General features: G+C 57.8%; 24 protein-coding genes. 7 read left to right on the forward strand and 17 right to left on the reverse strand.

Features of this window, described 5'->3' with window-relative positions; all coding sequences use genetic code 11:
* The first annotated feature begins 2 nt into the window (after positions 1-2).
* Complete coding sequence (locus Thiofri_RS05165) at positions 3-1,811, forward strand: AAA family ATPase (RefSeq protein WP_009150650.1); 1,809 nt, start codon at positions 3-5, stop codon at positions 1,809-1,811.
* 135 nt (positions 1,812-1,946) lie between these two features.
* Here the strand turns inward: Thiofri_RS05165 and Thiofri_RS05170 are convergent, their stop codons facing one another.
* From Thiofri_RS05170 to Thiofri_RS05180, 3 genes are all read right to left on the reverse strand, one after another.
* Entirely contained in the window at positions 1,947-3,413 is a 1,467-nt protein-coding gene (locus tag Thiofri_RS05170) for a hypothetical protein (protein WP_009150651.1), read from the reverse strand.
* Positions 3,410-4,633: a polysaccharide deacetylase family protein gene (locus tag Thiofri_RS05175; RefSeq protein ID WP_009150652.1), complete on the reverse strand. Its 1,224-nt coding sequence runs from the start codon at positions 4,631-4,633 to the stop codon at positions 3,410-3,412. The genes Thiofri_RS05170 and Thiofri_RS05175 overlap by 4 nt, the downstream gene beginning before the upstream one ends.
* Before the next feature lie 89 nt (positions 4,634-4,722).
* The gene (locus Thiofri_RS05180) at positions 4,723-4,848 is read right to left on the reverse strand and encodes a hypothetical protein (RefSeq protein WP_255324732.1); all 126 of its coding nucleotides are present in this window, start codon (positions 4,846-4,848) and stop codon (positions 4,723-4,725) included.
* Positions 4,849-4,928: 80 nt separating this feature from the next.
* Here Thiofri_RS05180 and Thiofri_RS05185 point away from each other — a divergent pair, with 80 nt between their 5' ends.
* From Thiofri_RS05185 to Thiofri_RS05200, 4 genes are all read left to right on the forward strand, one after another.
* Positions 4,929-5,177 (forward strand): hypothetical protein, encoded by a 249-nt coding sequence (locus tag Thiofri_RS05185; RefSeq protein WP_009150653.1) that lies wholly within the window; start codon positions 4,929-4,931, stop codon positions 5,175-5,177.
* Between the two features lie 168 nt (positions 5,178-5,345).
* The gene (locus tag Thiofri_RS05190; protein WP_009150654.1) at positions 5,346-5,858 is read left to right on the forward strand and encodes a DUF2934 domain-containing protein; all 513 of its coding nucleotides are present in this window, start codon (positions 5,346-5,348) and stop codon (positions 5,856-5,858) included.
* Between the two features lie 61 nt (positions 5,859-5,919).
* Positions 5,920-6,606: a pyridoxamine 5'-phosphate oxidase gene (gene pdxH / locus Thiofri_RS05195; RefSeq protein ID WP_009150655.1), complete on the forward strand. Its 687-nt coding sequence runs from the start codon at positions 5,920-5,922 to the stop codon at positions 6,604-6,606.
* 255 nt (positions 6,607-6,861) lie between these two features.
* Positions 6,862-9,054, forward strand: a complete 2,193-nt coding sequence (locus Thiofri_RS05200; RefSeq protein ID WP_009150656.1) for a PAS domain S-box protein — start codon at positions 6,862-6,864, stop codon at positions 9,052-9,054.
* Positions 9,055-9,225: 171 nt separating this feature from the next.
* Here Thiofri_RS05200 and Thiofri_RS05205 read toward each other — a convergent pair whose 3' ends face one another.
* On the reverse strand, positions 9,226-9,360 hold the full coding sequence (locus Thiofri_RS05205; protein ID WP_009150657.1) for a hypothetical protein: 135 nt from the start codon (positions 9,358-9,360) through the stop codon (positions 9,226-9,228).
* A gap of 48 nt (positions 9,361-9,408) precedes the next feature.
* Positions 9,409-10,875, reverse strand: coding sequence for a 4-hydroxy-3-polyprenylbenzoate decarboxylase (ubiD, locus tag Thiofri_RS05210; protein WP_009150658.1), 1,467 nt, complete (start codon positions 10,873-10,875; stop codon positions 9,409-9,411).
* A 169-nt stretch (positions 10,876-11,044) separates the two neighbouring features.
* On the opposite strand from ubiD, the gene Thiofri_RS05215 reads away from it, so the two are divergent.
* Positions 11,045-11,818 (forward strand): DUF2202 domain-containing protein, encoded by a 774-nt coding sequence (locus tag Thiofri_RS05215; protein WP_009150659.1) that lies wholly within the window; start codon positions 11,045-11,047, stop codon positions 11,816-11,818.
* A 29-nt stretch (positions 11,819-11,847) separates the two neighbouring features.
* Here the strand turns inward: Thiofri_RS05215 and Thiofri_RS05220 are convergent, their stop codons facing one another.
* The 5 genes from Thiofri_RS05220 to Thiofri_RS05240 form a co-directional block, all read right to left on the reverse strand.
* Positions 11,848-12,780 carry a GIDE domain-containing protein gene (locus Thiofri_RS05220; RefSeq protein ID WP_009150660.1) on the reverse strand — a complete coding sequence of 311 codons (933 nt, stop codon included), beginning with the start codon at positions 12,778-12,780 and terminating at the stop codon, positions 11,848-11,850.
* A gap of 72 nt (positions 12,781-12,852) precedes the next feature.
* Positions 12,853-13,428: a LemA family protein gene (locus Thiofri_RS05225; protein WP_009150661.1), complete on the reverse strand. Its 576-nt coding sequence runs from the start codon at positions 13,426-13,428 to the stop codon at positions 12,853-12,855.
* A gap of 35 nt (positions 13,429-13,463) precedes the next feature.
* Positions 13,464-14,102, reverse strand: a complete 639-nt coding sequence (locus Thiofri_RS05230) for a GNAT family N-acetyltransferase (RefSeq protein ID WP_009150662.1) — start codon at positions 14,100-14,102, stop codon at positions 13,464-13,466.
* Positions 14,103-14,207: 105 nt separating this feature from the next.
* Positions 14,208-14,657 (reverse strand): DUF2452 domain-containing protein, encoded by a 450-nt coding sequence (locus tag Thiofri_RS05235; RefSeq protein ID WP_223296814.1) that lies wholly within the window; start codon positions 14,655-14,657, stop codon positions 14,208-14,210.
* Between the two features lie 163 nt (positions 14,658-14,820).
* Positions 14,821-15,585 (reverse strand): pteridine reductase, encoded by a 765-nt coding sequence (locus Thiofri_RS05240; RefSeq protein ID WP_009150664.1) that lies wholly within the window; start codon positions 15,583-15,585, stop codon positions 14,821-14,823.
* A 118-nt stretch (positions 15,586-15,703) separates the two neighbouring features.
* On the opposite strand from Thiofri_RS05240, the gene Thiofri_RS05245 reads away from it, so the two are divergent.
* Positions 15,704-17,014 carry a class I SAM-dependent methyltransferase gene (locus tag Thiofri_RS05245; RefSeq protein WP_009150665.1) on the forward strand — a complete coding sequence of 437 codons (1,311 nt, stop codon included), beginning with the start codon at positions 15,704-15,706 and terminating at the stop codon, positions 17,012-17,014.
* Positions 17,015-17,944: 930 nt separating this feature from the next.
* Here Thiofri_RS05245 and Thiofri_RS05250 read toward each other — a convergent pair.
* From Thiofri_RS05250 to Thiofri_RS05280, 7 genes are all read right to left on the reverse strand, one after another.
* Positions 17,945-18,265: a hypothetical protein gene (locus Thiofri_RS05250; protein ID WP_143741997.1), complete on the reverse strand. Its 321-nt coding sequence runs from the start codon at positions 18,263-18,265 to the stop codon at positions 17,945-17,947.
* 324 nt (positions 18,266-18,589) lie between these two features.
* On the reverse strand, positions 18,590-19,021 hold the full coding sequence (locus Thiofri_RS05255) for an IS1096 element passenger TnpR family protein (RefSeq protein ID WP_009150667.1): 432 nt from the start codon (positions 19,019-19,021) through the stop codon (positions 18,590-18,592).
* A 70-nt stretch (positions 19,022-19,091) separates the two neighbouring features.
* Positions 19,092-19,493 carry a hypothetical protein gene (locus Thiofri_RS05260; RefSeq protein ID WP_040857492.1) on the reverse strand — a complete coding sequence of 134 codons (402 nt, stop codon included), beginning with the start codon at positions 19,491-19,493 and terminating at the stop codon, positions 19,092-19,094.
* 77 nt (positions 19,494-19,570) lie between these two features.
* Entirely contained in the window at positions 19,571-20,308 is a 738-nt protein-coding gene (locus tag Thiofri_RS05265; RefSeq protein ID WP_190275859.1) for an AMP-binding protein, read from the reverse strand.
* Between the two features lie 76 nt (positions 20,309-20,384).
* Positions 20,385-22,115 (reverse strand): DUF3616 domain-containing protein, encoded by a 1,731-nt coding sequence (locus Thiofri_RS05270; protein WP_009150670.1) that lies wholly within the window; start codon positions 22,113-22,115, stop codon positions 20,385-20,387.
* A gap of 42 nt (positions 22,116-22,157) precedes the next feature.
* Complete coding sequence (locus Thiofri_RS05275) at positions 22,158-23,615, reverse strand: OprO/OprP family phosphate-selective porin (protein ID WP_009150671.1); 1,458 nt, start codon at positions 23,613-23,615, stop codon at positions 22,158-22,160.
* A 40-nt stretch (positions 23,616-23,655) separates the two neighbouring features.
* On the reverse strand, positions 23,656-24,222 hold the full coding sequence (locus Thiofri_RS05280) for a DUF4956 domain-containing protein (RefSeq protein WP_009150672.1): 567 nt from the start codon (positions 24,220-24,222) through the stop codon (positions 23,656-23,658).
* Positions 24,223-24,242: the final 20 nt, after the last annotated feature.

The raw sequence follows: 24,242 nt of genomic DNA on the forward strand, positions 1-24,242 counted from the left end.
TCATGTACTTTCCCTATGGTCTAAGCGATTTTGGCACCCTGAGGCAGGAGGGGTACTGGTATCTCGACCGCACCGACCGTCTGGCCGCGCTCGAGAACACCGGGCGGCAGCTTGTCTTCCTGCGCCCGCGCCGCTTCGGCAAAAGCCTGCTGCTCTCCATGTTGGAGCACTATTACGATCTGAACCGCTCCGAGCAATTCGATGCGTTGTTCGGCAACCTGGCTGTCGGGCAGAACCCGACGCCTCTGCGCAATCAGTTTTTCGTGCTCAAATGGGATTTCTCGCTGGTTGCCGCACATGGGGAGATTGGTGACATCGAAGCGGCACTGCATCAGCACATCAACGACAGCCTTCGCGACTTTGTTCTTCGTTATCGCGACAGGCTGCCTGAAGCCATCGTCATCCACCCCGACAATGCCTTGTCATCCTGGCGCTCTACTCTGAGCGTTCTCTCTCAAACCTCGCACAAACTCTATCTGCTGATCGACGAATACGACAACTTCGCCAACGAGGTACTGATGGCCGCGCATCCGGGCGGGCAGGATCGCTACCAGACCCTGCTCCAGGGCGAGGGCTTGATGAAAACCGTGTTCAAGTCAGTCAAGGCCGCCGCTGGCGGTATGGGGCTGGATCGGGTGTTCATCACCGGCGTCTCGCCGGTGGTCTTGAGCGACATGACCAGCGGCTACAACGTCGGCGAGGATATCTTCCTGAGGCCCCAGTTCAACGACCTGTGCGGTTTTACCGAGGGGGAAGTTGCAGCCGTGCTGAACCAACTGGCCCAAGAAGGCGGCGAGTGGTCAGCGGACAAGGCGCTAGCGACCATGCGCACCTTCTACAACGGTTATCGTTTTAGCGAGGAGGCCGAGGAAAGCCTCTACAACCCCACCCTAAGTCTTTACTTTTTCAAGGCGCTGGCCACCCAAGGCAAATATCCCCGGCAGATGCTCGATGAAAACCTGGCCATGGATCGCAACAAGCTGATCTATATCGCCTCACTGCCCCATGGCGAGGAGCTATTGATCGAAGCGCTAAGCGGCGATGACCGAGTGCTGGTACCGGAACTGGTGCAGCGTTTTGGCGTCGCCGATGTGCTGGCGGCAGTGAAGGATCAGCCGTTCATGGCGTCCTTGCTGTATTTCTTTGGCATCCTCACCCTGGCAGGCTTGAACTCCTTTAACGAGTGCCAGATGCGCATTCCCAATCTAGTGGCGCGCGGGCTCTATGTGGAGCGTTTGCGCGAACGCTGGCTGCCGCCGAGCGGACGCGCACGCGAGCTGCCCGACGCCGTGCGCGCCCTCGGTCAGCAAGGCGATCTCGCACCCCTGTGCGCGCTGATCGAACAGAGCTATTTCGCCGTGCTGTCTAACCGCGACTACCGCTGGACCAACGAGCTGCTGGTGAAATTCGCCTTCCTGACCCTCTTGTTCGACGACCGTCTCTACATGGCTGTCTCCGAGTTGGAGACCGAGCGCGGCTATGCCGATCTTGCCTTAATTGTCCGTCCGGACATGCGTCGCTTTCAGGCACTTGATCTGCTGCTGGAATTCAAATATCTGAGTCTGAAGGAACTGGGCATGAGCGGCGCGCGAGTGCTGCAGGAATCCCGCGAGGCATTGGCCAAACGGCCGGCGGTGGCCGCCAAGCTCGACGAGGCCGAAGCCCAGGTGCGCGACTACGGCGGCACTCTGACGAAACGCCATGGCCTGAGCGACCTGCGCGCTTTCGCCGTGGTCGCCCTGGGGGTGGAACGGCTGGTGTGGCGAGTGGTTCGCGGGCAGGACACCGGCGACGACAAACTATCAGAATAAAATGATGACACCGCTCATCGCGGCAATCTGACCATTTTTCGACATTCGGATTGGCTCAGCGGCTTGCGCGACAAACGCGCGCAAGCAACGCTGAGAGTTCGGCTCAATTGGTTGGAAGCCGGTGGGGAAGTTTGGTCAGGATAAGTCGTGCTCAATGATCGCAATAGCGCGGCGGCAGATTTCTCGGCCATAGTCGGTCCACTCACCCTGGCCCCAGTAGCGGTAGCAGCTGGTCTGTGATGCCATCAGGTGGTAGAGCGCGTTGCGATAATGCGGGTCGCTGGTTGAGGCACCGGACTTGAGCACCTTCTCATTGAAGGCGGAGCTGGCTTCTTCCATCGGGCCGAGCACGTTGTCGTAGCCTTTCACCCAGGAAAGATCATTGGTCCAGCTGCCGCCGTCCATGTGGAACTGGTGGTCTTCTTTTTTTAGGGTTTGGATCACCTTCTCGAGCTTCTCGGGGCCGTCGCCGGGCTGCATCTGGCTCCAGATTTTGCCTTGCTGCACCGGGCGAATCTCGGTGAGGTCGCTCTCCTTGATGCCCATGGCGAAGAGTTGCTCGATGTATTCGCTGCCGTTCATCAAGGGGACATCGCTGCCGGAGGCACCGCGCACCGCCTCGAAGAACTTGTCGGGGAATTCGTTCATCATCACGCCGCCGTTTTCGCCATCGGCGATCTGCGTCACCAGCGGCGGGACGGACTTGCCGGCCAGGTCCCAGCGCTCCAGGCTCTGGGCCTCGTACCAGGGCTGCATCTGGGCGACTAGCTTGGTGTCCGAGCCTTGGGTTTTTATCAGGGCGATGATGCTGGCGGTCTCGCCTTTGGAGTTGGTGCAGACGAGTCGATGTGGCAGATGTGGGCGCTGCGGATGCCAGCCGTTTTCGGTCTGCTCGACTGAGTGCTCCTGCACCAGTACCCATTGATAGCCGCAGTCGCGCAGGGTTTTGACGAACTCATAGGCCACGTCGGGATGATTGGGTAGGGCCATCTCAGAAGGTGAGAAGCCGCGCACTCGCTCCAGTGCCTCGAGCCCGAACATTGCGGCGAAGTGGTGTTGAAAAGCTTTTACATGCAGCCGGTAGTCCTGCACCGGGGTGGAGGGCGCGACCGCGTGACCCCAGGGCATGCCGAGCCATTCCACTGCCCAGTTGAAGTCCGGATTCATGGTGATGGTTTTCAGCGCGTCGATAGCGTGATCCTCGCCCATGGCGCGCAGGCCGTGGAGCAGGGTGCCGGAGTACTCGAGCATCACACGCGGGGACTTGCCCTCGCCGATCAACTGCGGGATGAACTCGCCCATGCGCTTGTAGCACCAGACGAACACCGGGGCGTTGTGGTTATCGCCAATGCCCTGGTTGTCCATCATGTGCTTGAGGTTGCTAATGATGGCAGCGGTTTGCAGGTCGCCACCGCCGGCCGGGATGAGTGGCTGATGCTGATGCAGGGCGATGGCGGCGGCAGCGCGGATGCGCCCGAAGTCCACCCCGCCGGGGGATTGCGCGAGCTTGCGTTGCTGGCCGGCCTTCATGGCGGCGGCGATCTGATCCTCGGCGCCGCAGATGTTGGGCAGGCCGTCGATGGTTTCTGGGAGTGCGGTCATTGGTCAGTCTCCGGTGAATGATCTGAAAGGGAAGTCGGGCGGTCCTTGGTGGCGCCTTTGGCATCATTCAATGCCGTGCGCGCGGCCATGAGGTCGGCCTCAGCGCGCTCGACCCAAGCCTCGCCCCAGTAGGTGTTGCAACTGGTCTCGGCGCGCAGCAGGTGCCAGTTGGCGGTTTCAAGCGCCTCGCTCACGCCAGGTTGGTCGAGCTGCATGGCCAGGCGCTCGCGCGTGGCCTGCAAACGGCGGCTTAAGTCCTGATAAGCCGAGTAGGTGCGGCGCTGCGCCTCCGAACCGGTCCATTGGGTGAAGCCCTGGCCGTTGTGCCAACCCGTGTTCCAGGCGGCGGTGCGAATGCGGACCTCACCATGGGCGCCATGGGTGTTCAAATAGTCTTCGATAAAGGTCGGGCGCACCCGTGCCTGATCGGTGCGCGCCTGTTCGAGCAGGGGCAGATAAAACGCCGTCCAAAAATTTGCCCCGTCGGTGACATTGCGGAACCAGCCGCCATTGTCGCCGTCGCTTGCCGTGGTGATCAGTGGCGGGAAGTCGCACCACTTGGTGCGTTCGGTTACCTCGCGCAAAAACCATTCTAGATCCAGCCCGGACTCTTGCGCGTCGGAGAGTTCGCGGTCGCGCACCACCACGATGATCTCATCCTGACCCTGGCGGGCGATATGCGGGCGGTAGCGCAACTCCTGCCAGCTCATGTCGTCGACCGGCTCGACATTTTCGCTGTCAATCATGACATAGCGATAACCAAAGCGGCGCGCGAGCGGGATAAGTTCTTGCGAAAAACTCATCTCTGGTGGCCACAAGCCGCCGAATGCCGGGCGCCAGAACAGATGCCGGGCGATGCCCTGCCAGCGGCGCAGGTGCTCGTCGCGATCAGCGGCCGGGATCAGCGGCAGCACTGGATGGTAGTAGCCGGTGCCGAGAATCTCAAACAGATGTTGGTTTTGCAAATGCCACAAAAGCTTGCCGCAGTCGACAATGCCATAGACGCGGCTTTGGAACTCCGGGTTGGACAGGGTCTCGAGCAGGGTGCCGGACAGCGACAAGTGCACCCGGGCGAAGTCTTCCCAGCCCCACAGGCTGCGCGGCATGCGATCAAGCGCGAAGAGAATTTCCTTCGCCTCCCAGGGTTGGTTGTCGAGCAGTTGTTCGAGATTCCCGGCGGGCTGATGGAGGTTGAGAACCAGTGCGTGGTGGGCGATCATTCAGTCTGTCCCTGTTGAAAAATGCCAGCGAATAGGGCCTTGAGAGCCGAGCTTGCCAGCCCGCATCGGCCGGGGCGCAGCCTCGGCGCTCAGGGCTGCGGCGCGATGATGGGGGTTGCAATCATGGCCGCGAAGATCAGAAAGACAGCGGCGACGCGCAGGATATTGAAGTCCACTTGGCAGTCCTTTGAATGACGTTTGTCGAGTGCGAGCACAACCCCCAAACCCTTGGTGGAGGGGGCTGGAATCTAAGTTTAACAGAGGGGCCCGCGCTCATTCGCGGCTCGATATTGCCATGGCACAAATCATCATCGATCCCGAGTCCCGCGCCCTGGCCGAGCAGCCGGCGCTGGTCAAGGCAACGCGCAAGTCACGAGCGCGTTTTCCGGCCGGTTGCGTCGAGGCAACCCCGACGGAGCAAGAGGCATGCTTACGAGCTCAGGAGCGCCGTGGCTGGCAGGCTGCCATTGTCTATGGGCCGTCTGCTTCCTCAGAAGGGCAGAAACTCTACTACCTGGTCCGTTGGCTCGATTGCGCCGAATAATACCTGACAGGAAGGATCAATTTTTTGCGTGCCAGGTCTTCGGATCGCCCTGTTGCTCGTGTATCCTTACCAACAAACGGGCGAGCGCCCACGATCAACCTTGGATATTCTCAGTCTGAAATCCCGTTTTTCGATTACCTACCATCTGAACAGTGAGTGAGAACGATCATGGCTGAAAAAAAGCAACCCGCCAGCAGCAAGACAACGACCGCCGCAGCGCGGCCCATCGGTAGCACGGCAGCGACCAGCGCGAGTTCAACGGCAAAGAAAACCATGCCCAAGAAACGCGCCACGCCCGCGAGCAAGACCACGGCGACCAAGACGTCCGCAAGCGCGGCTGCCACCAGCCAGACTGGCAAGGCCAGCCCCAGCAAGACAACAGCAAGTAAGACGACAGCGAGCAAGGCATCGACTGCCACCGCGGCCAAGGGCGCTGGGGGGGCCGCAGCAAGGACAAGCAAGACCGCGCCCCGCAAGACAACGGCGACCAGCACGCGCGGGTCGACCCGCGCCACCAAGGTAGCCGGTGGCGTCACGGCGGAAGAGCGCTACAAGATGATTCAGGATGCCGCCTACTATCGCGCGCAGAACCGCGGATTCGAGGCGGGTCATGAGACCGATGACTGGGCGGCCGCCGAGCAGGAGATCGACGCACTGCTGGCCTCGCGCGTTGCGAAATGACGGGCTTTACTCCTGGACGCAGCAGCTTCTTGGCGAAAGCGCCCGCACGGATGTTGATTGTATGACAGACGCCGCCTTGGACCCGTCTGGCGACCGCCCGGCCAACCGCATGCCAGGGCAATGGCGCGCCGACTTTATGCGCGAAGGGTTGCGGCGGGCGGATCTTGACCCGGACCCCATCGCCCAATTCGAGCGTTGGTATGCCTTTGCTTGCGCGACCGAGATTCCCGAGCCCAATGCGATGACGCTAGCCACGGTTGATCACAATGGGCAGCCTTGGGTGCGCAGTGTCCTGCTCAAGCTCTACGATCGGCACGGCTTTGTCTTCTTCACCAATTACGGCAGCGACAAGGCGCTCCAGATCGAGCGTCATCCCCGTGTGGCGCTGCTGTTTCCCTGGGTAGCGTTCGCGCGCCAGGTGCAAATCAACGGTCGCGCCGAGCGCATTTCGAACGCCGAGTCGCTCAAGTATTTCGCCACCCGCGGGCGCGGCAGCCAGATCGGCGCCTGGGCCTCGCCGCAGAGCCAGGTGATTCGCTCCCGCTCTCTGCTTGAGGCCAAGGTTGAGCAGATGAAACAGCGCTTCGCCGAGGGTCATATCCCGCTGCCGGATTTTTGGGGAGGGTATCGGGTGGTGCCAGAGCAAATCGAATTCTGGCAGGGTCGCGACAACCGCCTGCATGATCGTTTCCGCTATTTCCGTGATCATGACGGCACCGACTGGACGGTGGAACGCCTTGCGCCCTAGTTGTTCGATCCCGCAAAGCATGCAACCGCTGCGCGTGTGCAAGCTCATCGACTGGCGGGAACGCTTGGACCCGGACAAGGCCCGGAGCTGAGGCGGGGCGGGCGCTCTTACGGCAGAAATAGCACTCCGTGTCGCTATTTTGACCTTGCCTAGCGACATCCTGTCGGGGAGAATCGTCTGCAATCGCGCAGGCTGGGTACTCCTCTCCGCCCGGCTTCGTTCCTCGCACGCAGGTAATCCAGGATGGAACCGACGATGAAGGACCCGATGCTCCCGCTCCGCCGTCTTGCACGGCGGTTTCGTCTTTCGCCACGCACCCGGGCGGTCGTCTCCGTTGGTGTTTTCGGCGTACTCATTTTCTCAGTGCTGCAATTGGCCTTGCAGTTCCATGTGATGCCCGACGCCAACCCCCAGCTCGACCGGCATCTCACCCAGGAGACTGCTGCGCCCGATGGGCAACCGCAGCTCGCGGATACGGATACCCGGCCAGTCGGAACCAGTTTCATCGTCTGGCAGATCCTGATTGCCTTTCTGACCGGCACTCTATCCGCGCTCTTTTATGAGCGAACCCGGCAACGCGAGAAGCTCGCGACGCGCCTGCGTTACGAGCGCAACTTCGCCCTGTTCTCCAACACCCTGGTCCTGGACCGGCCCGATGCGATCCATCATTGCCTGCCCTACATTCTGGACGCCACCCAGTGCTCGCGTGTGTATATTTTTCAGAATTACCTCGATACCGACGGGCGGCTGGCCATGCGGCAAACCCATGAGGCTTGCGCCGAGGGTGCCTGTTCACAGTTGGACAATCCCGCCTTGCAGCATATTGTCTATGCCGAGGATGGTTTCGCGCGCTGGGAGTACGAGCTCGCGCGCGACCACATGATCAACGGCGTTGTTGCCACCTTCCCGGAATCCGAGCGCGCGGTCCTCGAGCCGCAGTCGATTCTCTCCATTCTGGTGATTCCAATCTGGGTCGGAAAGGAATGGGGCGGCTTCGTTGGCTACGATGAAACGCGCCAGGCCAAGCAATGGTCGGCGGACGATCTTAATCTGCTGCGTGCCGCCTCCCAGTCCCTGGGGATGTATCTCGATCGCAAGCAAACCGAGGCCGCGCTGAAAGCGAGCGAGGAAGAATTCCGCATCGCCTTCGAGCATGCCAATGACGGCATTTGCATTGTCGATCTGGCGGGGAATTTCAGCCGGGTGAATCAGCGGATGTGCGATCTCCTCGGCTATTCCCAAACAGAGTTTACGACCATGAGTGTCCATGATATCGCGCATCCGGGCGACAAGGACCTCAGCGGCCATTTCATTGAGCGAAGTCTTGCCGGCACAACGACCACTGGCGTGTTTGAAAAGCGCTATATCTGCAAGGACGGTCGGACGATCTGGGGGCGGGTGTCCAGTGCCCTGGCCCACGATCAGCAGGGCAAACCCTTGCACTTCATTTCCCATCTGCAGGACATTACCCCGGTCAAGGAACTTGTCGATGCCCTGACTACCAGCGAGTCCCGATATCGCCTGCTCGCCGATCATGCCGCCGACGCCATCTGGACCATGGACGAACACCAGAACTACACCTTCGTCAGTCCGGCATTCAAGCGCCTCTACGGCTACACGCTCAAGGAACTGGGCAAGGGACTACCGGAAAAGCTGATTCCGGCGCATTCCCGGCAAGTGATCATGGGACACGTGAAAAAGCGTCTCGCATCCATCAGAGCCGGGATCCCGGATCGCTCCGCCTATCGCATTGAGGTGGAAATGCAAGCCAAGGACGGTCGTCGCATTTGGGTCGAATCCATCACCACTCCCGTTTTCGACGAACAGGATCACTACCGGGGCGTGGTCGGCGTCAGCCGAGATATCACCGACCGCAAAAGAGCCGAGGACGCACTCAAGGCCGGCGAAGAAAAAATGCGGCTCCTCGCCACGCTCGATGACCTAACGAAACTCGCGAACCGCCGCTACTTTCTTGAATTGGTCAAACGCGAGTTGGATCGCAGTCACCGTTACTCCCATCCTTTCTCCCTGATCATGTTCGACGTCGATCATTTCAAGCACATCAATGATACCCGTGGACATGATGCCGGCGATGGGGTGCTGATGGCACTTTCCGCCACCGTTACGGGTACGCTGCGGGTGGCCGATCTTTGCGGACGATTCGGCGGCGAAGAGTTCGTCGCCGGCTTGCCGGAAACCGGCCTGGATGAGGCGTTAGAGGTCGCTGAACGCCTGCGAGTGGTGGTTGAAAACACCGAGATCGAACTAGACAGTGGCGAACTCCTGCGTGTAACCGTCAGCCTGGGGGTGGCGGAACTCAGCGACGCGAGCCCGGACCTGACTGCCCTGCTCAAACACGCCGACTTGGCCATGTACGCGGCCAAGCGCAACGGCCGCAATCGGATTGAACCCTATACGCCGGGCATGGCACTCACCGAGGCTTTTTGACATTGAGAACCATCTCTGCGGCATCCTTCGCTTCTGGTGAGCGCCGATGCGAGTGCGAGGCAGCAGCACGTCCCATATCTCTCTGCATTCCAGGGCGAGCAGGGCGCTGCCATCGGGTTGCCGGAACAGGGCGATCGTCATCTCGCAGCGCTCCCCGCCGTCATCCGCCGGCTAGTGGAGATAGCCGTTCGCCACGTCGAGGGTGAAGTGACTGGCAGGCTGTGTCGCGGCTCTGCGAATCTCGCTCTTGAGTTCCTCGATCTTCGCGAAGGGGAGCCACCAGTCGGCGAAGACCCACTCTGGCATTCGCTCCAGGCAGTCGACAATGTCGAGCCGTATGGCCTGCCTGTCAGTTTAATAGATGCCGAGTTGATCCCAGATGCCATCTACCCGCGCTTTCACTTCAGGGTCCATGACAATCGGCTGGCCCCACTCGCGGCTGGTCTCGCCCGGCCACTTGTTGGTTGCATCCAGGCCAATTTTGGAACCCAGCCCCGACACTGGCGAGGCAAAGTCCAGATAATCGATCGGCGTGTTTTCAATCAGCAGGGTATCGCGTGCCGGGTCCATGCGGGTGGTCATGGCCCAGATGACATCCTTCCAGTCGCGTGCGTTCACGTCATTGTCCACTACGATGACGAACTTGGTGTACATAAACTGGCGCAGGAAAGACCACACCCCCATCATCACCCGCTTGGCATGCCCCGGATATTGCTTGTTCATGCTCACTATCGCGAGGCGGTAGGAACAGCCCTCGGGCGGCAGGTAGAAATCGACAATCTCGGGGAACTGCTTTTGCAGCAGCGGGATGAAGACTTCGTTTAGCGCCAAGCCGAGAATCGCCGGCTCATCCGGTGGCCGGCCGGTGTAGGTGCTGTGGTAGATGGGATCGCGACGGTGGGTAATGCGCTCGATGGTGAAGACCGGGAAGCGATCAACCTCATTGTAATAGCCGGTGTGGTCGCCGTAGGGGCCCTCGTCGGCCATGTCCTCCGGGTGTAGATGTCCTTCGAGCACTATTTCGGCGTTGGCCGGTACCTGCAAGTCCGAACCCAGGCAGGCGGCCAACTCGGTGCGACTGCCGCGCAGTAGACCGGCAAAGGCATATTCCGACAGACTGTCTGGCACTGGTGTCACGGCGCCCAGAATGGTGGCTGGATCTGCCCCGAGCGCGACGGCAATGGGAAAAGGCTCGCCCGGATGCGCCTGCTGCCAGTCGCGATAATCGAGCGCGCCGCCACGGTGCGCCAGCCAGCGCATGATGACGCGATTGGGTCCCAGGACCTGCATGCGGTAGATACCGAGATTTTGCCTTGGCTTCTGTGGTCCGCGCGTGACGACCAGCCCCCAGGTGATCAGGGGGGCGGCATCCCCAGGCCAGCAGTGCTGAATGGGAAAGCGCCGGAGATCGACCGCAGCGCCTTCATGCACCACTTCCTGACAGGCCGGCTGCTTGCGCACCTTTGGCGCCATGTCTAGCACCTTCTTGAATATCGGGAGAGTGCGCCAGGCATCCTTCATGCCTTTGGGTGGATCGGGCTCTTTGAGAAAGGCCAGCAGCGCGCCGATCTCGCGCAGTGCCTCGGTGGTCTCTTCCCCCATGCCGAGCGCGACCCGCTTGGGCGTGCCGAACAGATTGCCGAGCAACGGGATGTCCGAGCCCTTGGGCCGCTCGAACAACAAGGCTGGCCCGCCGGCGCGTAGGGTGCGGTCGCAGATTTCGGTCACTTCCAGATAAGGGTCGACCGGGACGCGCACACGTTTAAGCTCGCCACGCGCCTCGAGCTGTTCGATAAAATCGCGTAAATCTCTGTATTGCATGTGTCTATTCTATCCGAGAACGGGGCAGTCGCGGTATCTGAACTCCACAAAATCTCTCACATCATCCTGTCACTTTTCTCGCGAGCCCCCGTTTTTGTGATATACCACCAAGTCCTAAGCCCATGCCCTAGGGTTCGGGTGGGCCGGATAGATAGCACAGGAGAAGCACATGAAAGCGACAGCACAGGGAAAAGACACCCTCCAATGGGGCGCATGCGCCATTGACGGGGATGACCATTTCGGCCAGAAAACTGCGGCAGACCTGCAATACACAGCCTGCGACGGAGTGGACCCGCAGCCCTTGTCACAGTATGGTGCAGGGCCGCAGGTAGGTGCGCAAGTCCAAGGTGGCCCCGGCTCTTGGCTGTGGGGCGGCCAAGGTGATTCTTCCGATTTTTCGAGTTTTTCCGGTGCGCGGGGGCCTGCATGGGCACGTGGTGACGGCATACAGCAAAGTGAGGGAAACGGGCAATGTGCAATGGTGGTGCAGCCGGATAACTTCGACTACTCCGAGGAATCCATCGCGCAACTGCTTTACATGATCGAGGAAGAGAAGCTTGCTGGTGACTTGTATGATGCGTTTTACGAGCAGACCGGGATTGTTGCTTTTGCTCAGATCGCAGCATCTGAGGATCGGCACATGGCAACACTGCTTGGTCAGGCCGGGGCGATAGGATTGGACACAGCGGAGATTATGGTGCTGCCTTCTGGTGATTACATCAACGAGGATCTCAATGCGCTGTATTCCGAGTTGCTTGAGACAGGTGGCGCATCTGCGGATGCTGCATTGGAAGCTGGGGTGATCGTGGAAAGCACCGATATCGCTGACCTCCAGCAGGCAGCCATCGGACTGGTCGGCACGCCTCTGGGCACAGCATACGAGCACCTGCTAAATGGCTCCGCAGCCCATCTCGCTGCCTTCGAGGGCTTGCTCATCGGCTGAGTCTGGCCGTTCGGTTTATCAGCCCTGCATCATCCCCCCAGCCGTATCACCATGGCGGCGCCTGACGCTGCGCCCAGCAGCAGCGTTGCCAGGCTGGCTGTGCCCGTGCGCCAGCGCAGGCCGGAGGCGAGGGCGTCCGCGCCTTGGGTGGAGATGATGAAGGGCTGACTCAGGGTGCTGGTGTTGCCCACACGCGGCAGTGGCGGTTTGGCGGCCAGGCGCTGTTCGGCTTGCTCGGCAAGCTTGTCGGCCTGTTCTCGCGCCTGTTGCCAATCTTGCAGGTCGATCTCGCCGTCCTGGTTGCGGTCGAACTGACGCATGCGTTCGGGGTCGCGCTTCCAGCGGCGTAGCAACTGGTTGGCCAGGCGCCGGCGTTCTTTGCTGCCGCGTCTGGGGGTCTCGAAGTGACCAAGCAGATAGACCGGCTCGTCGGCGTGGATGCGCTCTTCGGTCAGGCGATAGTTGCGCTCAAGGCCAAAGAAGTTGCTGATGGACTGGGTCGGGGATGACCGCCCGCCGTAAAAACCGTCCGGCTTGCGCGTGCGCCAGGTCTGTTTGTCACGAAACCTGAGGATGGCGCCGGTCGGGTCGACCAGGCACTCGCCGGTGCCGTCATCGAGCAGAAAGGGGTGCTCGGCCTGGCCTTGCTTGACTGTTCGCCAGTTTTTGTTGCGACTGCTGCTGCGTTGTTCTTCCACCTGGTAACGGTACCAGACGCAGGGCGTTTGGGTCAGGGGTGCGATCAGTGGCGCGGAGCGCACGCGCGCGAAGCCGAACAACTCGACATAGCCTTGGGCGGCCGAGCGAATCTTGGCTGTGGGGGTGTCGACAATGATGCGCAGTTGCCAGAAGCTGCGCAGCCCGTAGACGAGCGCGACGAGTGCCGCAATGAGCGCGCCGCTGGCGATGAACCAGAACTCTCCGGTCTCGGCCTGCAGAACCCAGTCGCGGTAGGCGTTCATGGTGGGCTGGCTCCTGTTGGTGGAGAATCTGGGCGCTGGGGTTAGCCCGCGCTCAGTCAGTCGCCACGGAATTTAGTTGGCGCGGAATAGGGCGTTGAGATCCGGGTTGCTGCGCGCCTCGCGAAATTTGAGCAGATCGCGCGGGCGGAAGCGAAAGCGCCGGGCAATGATGGCATCGGGAAATTGCTCTAGGCGGATGTTGTGTAGATTCACGCTCTCGTTGTACAGCTCACGGCGGTCGGCGATGGTGTCTTCAAGTTGGGAGATGCGCTGGGACAGCTGGCGAAAGCTGCGGTTGGCTTTGAGGTCCGGGTAGCCCTCGGCCAAGGCGAGCAGGCGGCCGAGTCCGGCGCGCAGTTCGCTCTCGGCGGGGCCCAGGGCGCGCACGTCGCCGCGGTCGGTGGCACTTTGTACCTGGTTGCGGGCACGCACGATGCGCTCGAGCGTCTCCTGCTCATAGCGCATGTACTCTTTGCACAGGGTGACCAGCTTGGGGATTTCGTCATGGCGCTGCTTGAGCACCACGTCGATGTTGGACCAGGATTTGGCGACTGTGTGCTTGAGCCGGACCAGATTGTTGTAGATGAGTACCCCGTAGGCGAACACGAGCAGCATCAGGGTGAGCAAGACGATCAGCGTGATGTTCATGGGCTTGCGCGCTTCCTGGTACAGGTCGTGGTGGGTCAGTCGGCGCTCTCTGGTGCCGGGCTGGCGGCATTGGCGCCCACCGGCTTGAGCCAGAACACCATGGGTTTGGAAGACTCCTGCGCCTCGCCGATCTCGCGCCAGTTAAAGCAAGTGTACAGCTGCGGCTCACGATCATAGCCGCGACGCTGCCAGAAGGCATGCAGGCTGCGATAGTCGATGGGGCGGCGCGGGTCATCCTGCGCGCGCTCCACGGCGCAGAAGGCATAGTAGTCAAAGCCGCCGATGCGCTCGGCATGGCGTTCGCGCTCTTCAAAAAATCGCGAGCCAATCCCGCGACCGCGATATTGCGGATAAAGGACGGATTCACCCAGGTAAAACACCCGATCAGGGTCGATGCCAAAGCCATCGAAGGGTTCGCGCGCTTCTTCTGGCGCGTGTCGCATGGGGACGGCGGTGGATGCACCTATGACCTGATCGCCGTCGGTGGCCAGCACAATGATGCTGTCAGGGCTTTCTGAATAAGTGCGCAGATAGCGCATTTCGTATTTGCTATCGCCGTCGTAGAGGTAGGGATACTCGCGGAATACGGCAATGCGCAGCGCTGCCAGTGCCGGGAGGTTTTCGATTAGTTCGGGGCCGGTAATCGGCGATATTTTGATATCCGGGGCCGTCATTCTCGATCCTGGGTGAATAATCGCTTGGTGGTTGTCAACTCGTTGTCAGCGGATGCGAGCGGCCATGCGGAGGGGGAGCAAACCTGAGCGATGCCGGGTTGGTTCTCAGGTTGCCGCCGCAGGGTCTGTCAGTCGCGTCCAGGAATAATCGCCTTCCAGCCGATAGCTGCCGGTAAAGGCATGCGGCGGCTGCCCGCGCCAGTCGGCCGGCGAGAGCATGGACCAGAAGCGCGAGCCGTCCTGCTTGCAATACAAGTGATAAATGTGCCCCGGCTTGCGCTCAAAGCCACAGTCCGCCTGATGCAGGTTCTGTTCGTCCTCCGCCTGTTTGAGAATCGCGCGGGCACTGTCTTGCAGATGGCGAATTTGATCGGCGATCAACCCAAGCTTGGCGCTGGTGCGCGCGCTTAGCATGGCTTCGACCCGACCGACCTGTTCGGTAAGATCGGGCGCGTGGAAAGCGGGTGCCAGGCGGCTGACTGGGTAGGTGGAGCTGTGCGCCGGCTGGGTGGCGGTCATGAGGTTGGCAGTCAAGTCTTCGGCAGTATTGCCCATTTGGGCGTTAACTGCGTCTGCCGGGTCAGGGGGATGTTGGTTCATTGCTGGTGTTGGCTTTGTGGTCACAGTTGTTATGATCGGCCATGACAGTCTTTGTCGCAACCCGCCCCGGTGCTTTTCAGCGGGTGCTTGCGTGCCATGTCAGCAGCGGTGGCAGGCCTCATTGTTGCAGGCTTCTCCCGCCATCAACGGCGATGATTTGCCCGCTGATGTAGGGCGCGTCGCGTACCAAAAACAGCAGGGTGCGGGCGATATCTGCCGGGCTTCCCGGGCGTTGCAGCGCGGTGCGCTCCAGAATCTCGGTTTTTGTCGCATCATCCATGCCTTCTTCCGGCCAGAGGATGGCGCCCGGGGCGATGCCATTGACTCGCACCTCGGGCCCGAGTTCGCGCGCCAGCGCCTTGACCATCATGGCATTGCCGGCTTTGGCGATGGAATACACCGGATATTGCTTCAGCGGGCGCTCGGCATGAATGTCGACCAGATTGATCACACAGCCGCCGCTCGCGCGCAGCAGAGGGGCGAGGGCTTGAGTGAGAAAAAACGGCGCCCGCAGGTTGCTGCCGATGAGGTCATCCCAATGGCTGTCGCTGACCTCCCCGAGCGGGGTCGGGTAGAAGCTCGAGGCATTGTTGACCAGAATGTCCAGCCGCTGGCGAAATGCGCGCGCGGCCTGTTCGAGCCTTGCAATGCTGTCGCTCTCGTTCAGGTCGCAGGCCACCAGCGCAACGGAGTTGGCGCGCGCTTGCTCAAGCTCGGCTTTCAGTGCTTCGGCGGGCGCGACCGAGCGGCGATAATGCAGCAGCAGATCGCAGCCGGCGGCATGCAGGGTGCGCGCAATCTCGGCGCCAATGCGCGCTGCCGCACCGGTAATCAGCGCGACCTGGCCGGTCAGGCTTGGGTTGTTTGCGGGAGTGTTGGTCATATTGCTTTAGCAAATAAGCCGAAAGTTCCTGTCCGGTGGGTATAGAGTTTGCGAATTCTTGAGGGACTTCGCCTCAAGCGCGCATCTGGTTCGTTGTCAGACAGGAGAGCATGGAACAATGCCAGCCTTGGATCAAGCACCAGAGGACCGGGCTCATCATCAGCGTCTGCTGGGCCTGATTGCGGAAGAAATCCATGCCGCCGGCGGTGTCCTGGGTTTCGACCGTTTCATGGAGCTTGCGCTCTACGCGCCCGGGCTTGGCTATTATGTGGCCGGTCTGCCCAAGCTTGGAGCATCCGGTGATTTTGTCACCGCGCCCGAAATCTCGCCTCTGTTCGGGCGCTGTCTTGCCACGCAATACCAAGAGGTCCGCGCGGCTCTTGGTGGTGGCGATCTGCTTGAATTTGGCGCCGGCAGTGGTGCGCTGGCAGTCGATCTGCTGGCGGAGCTGGCGCACCGCGATGCCCTGCCGGAGCGCTATCTGATTCTGGAGCCAAGCCCTGATTTGCAAGCCCGGCAACGCGAAACAATCGCTGAGCGACTGCCAGAACAGGGCCATCGCGTGCAGTGGTTGACGACCTTGCCGGATGGCTTTCAGGGTGTGGTCATTGCCAATGAAGTCCTGGATGCCATGCCCGTGCATCGCTTCTGTATTGACGAGGACGGCGTGCCGGCGGAGATCTTTGTCGTGCTCGATGAGGCTGGCGATGGGGCTGCTTATGACGGTGCTGACGATGCTGGCAAGGAAAAGGTTGAGGGGGCTAGTGAGGGAGCCGGCGAGGAGACCGACGAAGCCTTGGTTGAGCAGGTCGGATCGCCGCGCTCCAAAGGCTTGCAGAACGCCGTGCTTGCGCTGCAAGCCCGGGGTCTGGCGCTGGAGCCCGGCTACAGCTCCGAGGTCAACCTGCGCCTGGCGCCCTGGATGCGGGCGCTGGCCGGGGCCGTGGAGCGTGGGCTGGTGCTGATTATCGACTATGGCTATCCGCGCCGCGAGTATTACCATCCCCAGCGTCGTGCTGGAACCCTGATCAGCCACCACCAGCATCAGGCCAAGGCCGCGTTATTCGCCCGGCTTGGCCTGCAGGATATCAGCGCCCATGTTGACTTCTCCGCCGTGGCAGATGCCGCCATTGCTGCTGGTTTGACACTGGCCGGCTACAGTACCCAGGCAAATTTTCTTATCGGCTGCGGACTCGATCAGCACATGATGGACGCACTTGCCGGCGCTATCGACCCTCACCAGCAAATGCGAATTAGCGCCGGGGCCAGACAGTTGGTGCTGCCCGCCGCCATGGGTGAGCGTTTTCAGGTGATCGGGTTCGGGCGGGGTCTCGAGCGTCCCTGGCGGGGCTTTGGGGTGCGCGATCTACGCGCGCGTCTGGAGGTCACCAAACATGCTACCCAGTCGCGCGCTGGGTTATCGGAATAACTCTAACCGAATGAATGGCAGAGCAATCCATCGGCCAGCTTGGGCTCAAACCAGAAAGCTTGTAAATCAACCTTTTAATATCAACGGCTTACGCATCGCTGATTCCACACCAGATGCCCATAAATGACTGATCCAGCCCGAACGTGACTACTCTAAGTCACGTTTTAGTCACGTTAGACCCGGCGCCTTGCGAGAGCCGAGATTACCAGACTTCCAGAGATGAAGAAAACGAACGCCCATAGGACCAATATAGGCACGACTATTGCTTCCGTATCGCAAAGGCGTCTCCCACTTCTGATAGGGAGTCCTCAAAGTCTGTGAGATTGACTTGCATGAAATGGAGGTCAAACCACCCGATTCCTGAAACGGCATAAGCGGCGGGGCAGGGGAGCAGAAGGCGTGCCTGTATGGCATGGTTTATGCTTCGTTAATGTGGACTGTCAAGATTCAGACACACGGAAGTCGGCAAAGCCTCCGATCACTGCTTGACCAGGCTGCAAGTCGCGGGGAACCGCCTTCAGAGCACGGAGTGTATTCAATACTACTTTCGAGATGCAATTTTTTTTTAACAATTACCCGTGGATGGTAAAAATCTTCAGTAACCTGAACACTACATGAAAAAACATGTTGCACGTCAGAACAAAATTGATGAAACTGCTTTTTCAATTTGACCGTCACTTCAATCTTCATTCTAGGTCTTCCCGATCCATCTGTACTTAACTCTAAAAGAGTCCAGTAGTAATTCCAAGCTATTCTCCCTTGCATAAATAACATTTCCTCGATAATGTCAGGTAAGTACGGGAGTTGCAGCGATACTTTCTGCTTTATAATGTATTTAATGATGTCGAGGTCCTTCGAAGGAACATCGGAAATGTTATTCTGCCCTTTCATGAAATGATTTCGCCATCAAAAGTGACTTTGGGAACTGAATCAGAAATTTACAGTAACAAAATACGTGGCATATGAATAATCAGTAATTAAGACAAGGATGCCTTCTTCTTTTGGCTCATACTGATCGATCATTCCGCCAAGTTTCTCTTTACTTTCAACGGCATCGAATAATTCTAATAGCTCCTGACGTGTCCTGTAATTGTGCTTATTGGGAGGTTTTTTACTTAAAGCGCATTTTGCATAAACTAACATCGCCCCTCGACCCACAGCTAAGAAACATTCTTTGTACAGCTTTGAAAGTCTGGGTAATTCAGCTTTTAAAAACTCCAGAGCTTGGTCATTTTGGTTAGATGAGTTCATAGAGGTTTTGAAAAGAGGTGAAGCTAAAGTTACCAACATTGCTGAGGTAAAAAACCGTAGACAATAGACCTAAGAGTAATTTGACTCATCATCAAACATGACGGAATACATATCCTTGTTTGTCACGCAAGCAGTCGGGCATGTCTCACAAACTTTGAGAAGGTTGTCCCAGGCTTTAGCCGTGAATTTTAATAGCCTATTAATTATTTTATCGTTTAAATCTGGAAAAGCTGTCTCAATATCGACATAAGAAATTTCAAATATAGGAATTTCTCCACTATGAGAAGAACGGAATGTCTAGTCTTCTGAACTAGATGATTCGATCTAATATCCCAAAAAAGCGGCAGGATACTGCACTGGGTTCTGGCCTACAGCTGCTACTACTCGTGGGTAAGTTATTCCGGGTTCTTCTGCTTTAACCTGTTTTCTTGTTTTGGAGATTCTAAAGTACCAACTGTCTCCATAATCGAACAAGTAAAAAAGCTTCTTATGTTTTCCCAGAGGAAACAGTTGGCCTACAGGGACATTCCAAAGCCCCGCGTTTTCATTATCAAATCTTTTCTTTTCACGACTTCTAGTATTGTTAGCGATAAAAAATTCATACATGTGATCATTGTCAAAATTTATTGCCTTTTGGATGCAAAGATGTAAGTCTTTAAGGTTCGAGTTAGTTGGAATTTCGATCAACCGATACCAGTCCTTAGAAGTTGGATCAAAACTTCCGTAGGCGCCTTCAAGTTTCAGTGTAATGATCATTCTTAAGACTTAGAGCGGCAAAAACTGAAAGGTAGTAAATTTGGGCTGAGAACTGCGATTAGATAGTTTATTAGTGAAGCGTAGATATAGAATATGTTTCTTGGTCCGGGCTATCGAGGTTGTTATTATAAAGTGGTCTTGATGCCACCCGGATAGCATAGCCATCATTTTTGATTTTTATTTCACTAAACTCAATATATGAAAGATTTTCTGGAAACATACGGATTTTTTCATCAATTAACAGCTGGATATCTTTTTGAATGTTGACAACGTTTTCGTCAGTGTCATTTGGGTTTTGCATTTTGTAGTTGGCCGAGAATTCATCTAGCGCTTCTTTCCTTAAGGACTCGGGTAGAATGGCAATATTCCAGGCTACACAGAGAACATTTAGATAATTCTGCTTTTCTTCCAGTGTGCTGCCAAGATCAATATAGTCAGCAGCAAGATCAACAATCATTTGAGAAATATTCATAAAATGGATCTATGCGATTCGGCAATCAGATTAGGATAATCACGTGACTTGAACTACAGTATTCTTAGCAAAAGTCATCAAGCCAGAAAAGAATCAGATGCTTTTAAGTCGCCATTTATTTCTATAAAATTCAGAAAACGTTTGTCGAGCCCATCACTATTTAAGCAAGACTCACAGAACTGAAATTCAACGCAACACTCGCCGTCAAGTGAATAATCACAATCAGTAAGATTGCAGTCGTAAGACTTCTTCACGCTTACCTTGCATAGGCTGGAATCCCATTCTTTAGCGTTGATAGTCTTAAGTTCATGATCGAATAGTTGTTGGCAACCGTCGCATACTGATATCATTTTGATTTCCTTTTTTCGCAGTCTAACACTTATCTTAGAAATAAATCGAACCTGGACCCTTTGATTGACCCTTTGATTACTGAACCTGGACCCTTTGATTACTACCAGCAGGCACTTGGGCGCCGCATCCTCAACGATCGCGCGGCGCCGCTCCAGAGGTTCGCGCAGGTCGATCGGCACGTAGGCGGCGCCGCACTTGAGCGCCCCCAGCATCGCAACCATGAAGTCGATACCGCGCGGATAGGCGATACAGACCAAGTCGCCGTGCTCGACCCGGTGTTGGCGATGCAGCCAGTCGGCCACCCGGTTCGAGAGCAGCTCCAGCTCGGCGTAGGTGATGCAGGCCCGGCCATACTGCACCGCGATACGCTGCGGCATGCGCGCGGCAACGCGAGAGAACAAGCCTGGCAGGGTCTGCGGATCATCCAGGTTCAGATCGGCGGGTATGCTCGGGGTTGAGTTCATCTCCATAGGGATCCGGGATGGCCGGCTCCCAAAGGGCTAAATTGGTTGCCCGCAGGCGGTAAGCCGCCTGTGGGTGCTAGTCTGCGGACAACTGCCCATACTCCAGCAGCATGTAATTGGCCGGGATGCCCTTTTTAACGCTGCCCTCGTCGCTCATCATCAGCAGACGGGATTCGCCGTTGACGGTGACAGAAGCGATGGCTTCCACGTTGTGCAGGTTGATAATCTCCGGCAGTGCGATCGGCACGGGCTGCGCCTCTGGCTCGCCAGACCAGGACCATAACTGCGAATAGGGATTGCCCTGATAGCCAGAGATCTCGTTCACCATCAGGAATCTGCCCAAAATGGGATCATAGGTCAGGGCGCGAATACCGCCGCCTTGCAGGTCGAGCAGGGCGACAGCGGAGAAATGCGCCTCTTCCCCCAGCTCGAAAATGCCCTGCGGATTGTCCATCTTCACTATCATGGATTGTCCATCGACGACCGGTTCACGGAATCCGATGAACAGGCCTCGCTTGCTCTGATCGAAGGTCAGTCCCTCGATATTGATGTCAGAAAAGTCGACCGGCTGGTCGGTGTACTGACTCAAGGTCTGCTGCAAGACCGGCGAGCGGCGCAACTGCTCGATCAAGTCGGTGTATTCCTGCGGGTCAAACGCATTGTCACCGACGATGCGGAAGCGCAACAGCTGTTCCCGACTGGGTTCACGCCGTCCCTTGGTGTCCCTGGAGTGGGAGGTGATGGCATAGATGTAGCCATCCGCATCCATACTCAGTCCCTCCAGGTCGTTCGGTTTACTCGGGAAGTCCCGCATCAGCCGAAGATCCAGCATCGGGTCTTCGGTGAGCAAGCCTCCGGCGACGAAGCGCGTGATGCTGAAGGTCCGATCCGGCTCGTCCTCGACCACGAGAATGCGGCCATCCGGCAATTGCTGGACCGCAGACGGCTCATAGATGTCTTCGAATTGCGCAATGCCGAGATTGCGCAGGCGCACTGCGGGATCGCTACCCATCACATCACGGAGGTAATGATAGAAATCGACGCCGATAAAGGCCAATACCGACACAATCAGGCCCCACCGAAAGACGTTGTAGGAGATATTGAGCAGTTTGAACTTCCGGCTCGCCATTTGACCCAGCCAGTACAGTTGATCGCTCATCTTGGCATAGACATCCTCTTTATCGTTCAGTAACGCGCGCATCCGCTCCCAATAATCTGATTTGGAGAGCTTGACGCGCTCCTCATAGATGAGAATGTTGGACTCACCATCGACGAAGTCGCGCCTGGGCCTCACGTAAGCCTTGAAGTCTTGCAGGGACGCTTCCCTTTTGAAGAGCGCTGTTAGCCAGGCAAAAATCCCGCGCGGCCTATCCCGCATGTCTGGCGAGGCCGCCAGCAGGGCGAAATAGATCGACGCGACGGATGTGCACAGAAACACCGCAGCGGGCACCATGAACTCGGGTGATGAGGCAAAAATGAAGGCCCCGGAGATCATCAATGCCGAGGCAATGAATCCGTTTAAAGAAATCATGATGTTCGCCTTGGTGGCGGCGAGGGCGATAATCTCCAACTCCGCGCGATAGGCGTTGCGGAACAGCGTCTCTATGCCTTTTGCCGATCCGACCGGCAGCGTTTGCGGCGCGGCCTTTGAAGGTATACTGCCCTTTTTCTTGCCATTCGTGTTCCGGCCTGCGGCGACGGCGTCGCCTTTGTTGTGCTTCTTGCCGTCGCCTGCGGGCATGGCATCGCCCTGTGCTGTGCTGTCGGTCGTGTCCGCACCGGCACTGCTATCTGTGCTGTCGGTCATGGCGGTGCTCATGGATTCTGACTTGTCTTGAGTTCCATTGGATTAGAAATCCAATTGAACGCGGAATTGGAACACGTTTGGACGATCCCGCTCGCCGTTCCTGTCTGGGTCGGCATCTACCCAGATGTAGTTGGTCATGAAGCGCAGATTCCTCTTCAGGTACCAATTCAGGCCCAGGGTCACGTCTTGCTGCTGGCCGCCGAGGATATCGGCGTCATCAAGGTCGATCGTGCTGTAACGCAGCGCCAGTTCCAAGGCGCCATACGGACCTTCGGGGTCGACGCCTTCGAATCGGCCCTGGCTGGCGTCATAAATCCGCTCCTCGCCAGTGATCAGCCAGGCCGCGAACAGGTACCAGCCGTCGAAGTCGAGTTTGGGCTGCGCGTCGCGGCGATCCACACCTACTTTAAGGTACTCGCCCTGGATGGACACGGGACCCACTGCGCCAGCACCTTCAAGGCCCCAGGTCAGGATCTCGCTGGCCTCTTGGATGCTCCTAGTATCGACCAGCCTCTGATCGGTGACATTGCTTTCGGGTCGCGTGCGGTACCGGACCTCGTTCTGCGCATCGGTGTTCTGGTATTGCGCACTGGCGCCGAGGTGAACGAGTCGGCCTTTACTGTCGATGGGTGCATGGGTAACGCGGGCGGCCAGTGCCCAGCCGGAGTCGCCTTCATCGTCCGTATCGTCTCCGATCGCCTCGCCAAAGACTCCGCCAGCGGCGCTCCAATCCTTGCCACCACTTGTTACCCCAAGGCCGAGCTTTCGCCCCGGTGAGAAGGCCTCGACCGGCAAGGCGCGTTCCATGAAGGTGATGTTGCTGCCGCTGGTCTGCTCTTCTAACGAGACCGGCTCTTTGAACTGGCCCAGCTTGATGGCCAGGTCGTCGAACCCCTCATAAGCAACGTAGGCATCCTTGACCTCCGCCTCGTTGCCAGCGAATCCGTATTCGGCCTGATAGCCCCAGTCGGTAAACAGCCGGCCTTCCAGCTTGAGGCGTGCCCGCCGCAGATCCACGCCGTTGCCGAGTGACGAAGTGTCCTCGCTGTACGCCGCGCCATCCACCCAAAGATTGCCGCCAAGTTCGAACGCGAAGGCCTCATCGGCGCTCTCGATGGACAGCCCCCCTTTGGTTTTGACGATGGCGCCCGAGTCCTTGTCCTTGTCCTTGTCCTTGTCCTTTGGCGCGGCGGGCTCCGAGCGGGGTTTCTGGTCCCGGTCGTCCAAGCGGGCTGCGGCGGCAATCGTGGCCCGGGAGTGATCGGCAGGCTTCGCTGCTGGAGACTCGGGCCGACAGTCTCCACCGGGCAGCGGCGCCGCCGCCTCTGTCTGCCGACGGAGGCGATCATACTGCGCCGCAGTGATCGCTCCGTTCTCCTTCAGAACATCCAGCAGGGCAAGCAATTCGGAACTCATTGCAATGGATGGGATGATGGCGGATAAACCAAGCAGGGCTAACAGGGAATATACCTTCAGGTTAGCATAGGGTTTATTTTTCATGATTAATTTCCTCGAAATCACCTGAGTCGAGTATTGCAGACTACAGTCTCAATTCTGCCGTGAGTTGCACAGTCTGTTTTTTGCAGTTGTATTTTATGACAGTGTAACCAAGAACCGGGAGGTTATATATGTCGTAAATCTTGCTACGGATCAATTTCTGGTCTTTGAGTTCTATAATGGATATATTGTCCAGCGTCATATCGATGGAGATACTGGGCTTCAATAGCCATGGGCTATCTACAACCCAGGCCGCCAGGATAACGATACTATTCACTATGGCAAGCACGAGGTAATCACCCAAGGATATACCGTTGATCAGTCCCAGAGTAATCGCTCCAAACAGATAGGCGACCTCGATCTTGGAGATATTTACGCTGCGTAATGAGATGATGGATAGCATGGCAAACAGGGCAAAGCCAGACGCCATATTGAACTCAGTGGTCGTCATGGTGATGATAATAGTAAAGAGAAACATGTTAAACATGACCAGGGTTATTGCCATTTGACGATCATGATGACGGCGATAATAGATCAGAAAGGCATATATCACGATGAAGACAAAATTGATAGCCAGGTCACGTAGCACGTCGATGTAGTCAATAATCATTTTAAAGCGCCTTGTTTTTA

The organism is Thiorhodovibrio frisius, from assembly GCF_033954835.1.
GTDB lineage: Bacteria > Pseudomonadota > Gammaproteobacteria > Chromatiales > Chromatiaceae > Thiorhodovibrio > Thiorhodovibrio frisius.